The 2,045-nt window shown below is 63.5% G+C and carries 1 protein-coding gene; it reads left to right on the top strand.

The annotated features are described in order from the left end of the window. Window positions 1-79: 79 nt before the first annotated feature. The gene (locus EOA24_RS35710; RefSeq protein ID WP_126082789.1) at window positions 80-1,969 is read left to right on the top strand and encodes an MFS transporter; all 1,890 of its coding nucleotides are present in this window, start codon (window positions 80-82) and stop codon (window positions 1,967-1,969) included. Window positions 1,970-2,045 lie beyond the last annotated feature (76 nt).

The raw sequence follows: 2,045 nt of genomic DNA, 5'->3' as shown, positions 1-2,045 counted from the left end.
TGCGTTTTTGAGTCTGCGTTCGGAGGAGTGCGGCGCGCAGCCATCGAGGACAGACGGGATCTCACGGGAGGATATTCAAATGGCAATGGCATCGGCCGCCGGCGGAACCAGCCGCGGTATGACGCGGGAGGAGAAGAAAGTCATCTTCGCCTCATCGCTCGGCACCGTTTTCGAATGGTACGATTTCTATCTCTACGGTTCGCTGGCCGCCTTCATCGGCTCGACCTTCTTCAGCCCGGCGATCCCGGAGGCGACGCGCAACATCTTCGCGCTGCTGGCCTTTGCCGCCGGCTTCCTGGTGCGCCCGTTCGGCGCGCTCGTGTTCGGCCGCATCGGTGATCTCGTCGGCCGCAAATACACCTTCCTCGTCACCATGACGATCATGGGCCTGTCGACCTTCCTGGTCGGCCTGCTGCCCGGTTATGCGAGCTGGGGCATCGCGGCTCCGGTGATCCTGATCGGACTGCGCATGCTGCAGGGCCTCGCGCTCGGGGGCGAATATGGCGGCGCCGCGACCTATGTCGCCGAGCATGCGCCCGACGATCGCCGTGGTTACTACACCTCATGGATCCAGACCACGGCGACGCTCGGTCTGTTCCTGTCGCTCATCGTCATCCTGATCGTGCAGGCCTCGCTCAGCAAGGAAACCTATGCAAGCTGGGGCTGGCGCATTCCCTTCATCGTTTCCTTCCTGCTGCTCGCCGTTTCGGTCTGGATTCGGCTGTCGCTGTCGGAGTCGCCGACCTTCCAGCGTATGAAGGACGAGGGTAAGGGCTCCAAGGCGCCGCTGACGGAGGCGTTCGGCCAGTGGAAGAACGCCAAGATCGCCCTTCTGGCGCTGCTTGGCCTCACCGCCGGCCAGGCCGTGATCTGGTACAACGGCCAGTTCTACGCTCTCTTCTTCCTCACCAACGTGCTGAAGGTCGACGCCCAGTCGGTCAACATCATGATCGCCATCGCGCTTGCCATCGGCTCGATCTTCTTCGTCGTGTTCGGCTGGCTGTCCGACAAGATCGGCCGCAAGCCGATCATCATGGCCGGACTGGCCTTGGGCATCGTCTGCACCTTCCCGCTGTTCAAGGCGTTGACCTCGGCCGCCAACCCGGCTCTGGCCACCGCCCAGCAGAACACCCGCGCGACGGTGACGGCGGCTCCCGGCGACTGCAGGTTCCAGTTCAACCCGGTCGGCACCGCGAAGTTCACGACATCCTGCGATATCGCGACCTCGTTCTTGACCAAGAACTCGGTGCCATACGACGTCGTCACGACGGCCGCGCCTGGAACTGCGGCTACGGTCAAGATCGGCAACGAGACGGTGGAGTCTTATGATGCCGTTGCCGCCGGCGATCAGGCCAAGGCCAAGGAGGGGGTCTTCCAGAAGGCGGTGAACATGGCGCTGAAGGACGGCGGCTATCCGCTGAAGCGCGCCGCGGCCAAGGTGGCGGACCAGAAGCTCGACGCCTTCATCGCGGCCAATCCGGAACTGAAGCTCGATGCAGCCACGATCCGCGGCGGCGAGAAGGCCACCGTTCCGGCCGAGCAGGCGATCGCCGACAAGGTCCTGACCAAGGACGAGGCGGCCGGTGCGACGGAAGTCACGGTCTACACCATACCGGGCGGCGGCGCGTTCGCCATGTTCGCCGATCCGGCGGCCATCAACTGGCCGATGACGATCGGCATCCTGTTCATCCTGGTGCTGTTCGTGACCATGGTCTATGGGCCGATCGCCGCGATCCTGGTCGAGATGTTCCCGACCCGCATCCGCTACACCGGCATGTCGTTGCCTTACCATATCGGCAACGGCTGGTTCGGCGGCCTGCTGCCCGCGACCGTGTTCGCGCTCAGCGCCTACAAGGGCGATATCTACTACGGTCTCTGGTACCCGGTGATCATCGCGGCGATGTCGCTGATCATCGGCATGATCTTCGTCAGGGATACGCTCGGCACCGACTTGCACGCCAAGGACTGACCTCGGTCATCTGCTCCAAAAGAAAGCCCGGCGCGAGCGATCGCGCCGGGCTTTTTCGTCCATAAAACCTAAGGGG

The sequence above is a fragment of the Mesorhizobium sp. M2A.F.Ca.ET.039.01.1.1 genome (assembly GCF_003998035.1).
Classification (GTDB): Bacteria; Pseudomonadota; Alphaproteobacteria; order Rhizobiales; family Rhizobiaceae; genus Mesorhizobium.
Note: the sequence above shows the minus strand (reverse complement) of the source record. Positions and strands in the feature narration are given on the sequence as shown.

Coding starts and splice junctions, on each gene's coding strand:
- EOA24_RS35710 (WP_126082789.1), top strand. CDS start 80: ATGGCAATGGCATCGGCCGCCGGCGGAACCAGCCGCGGTATGACGCGG.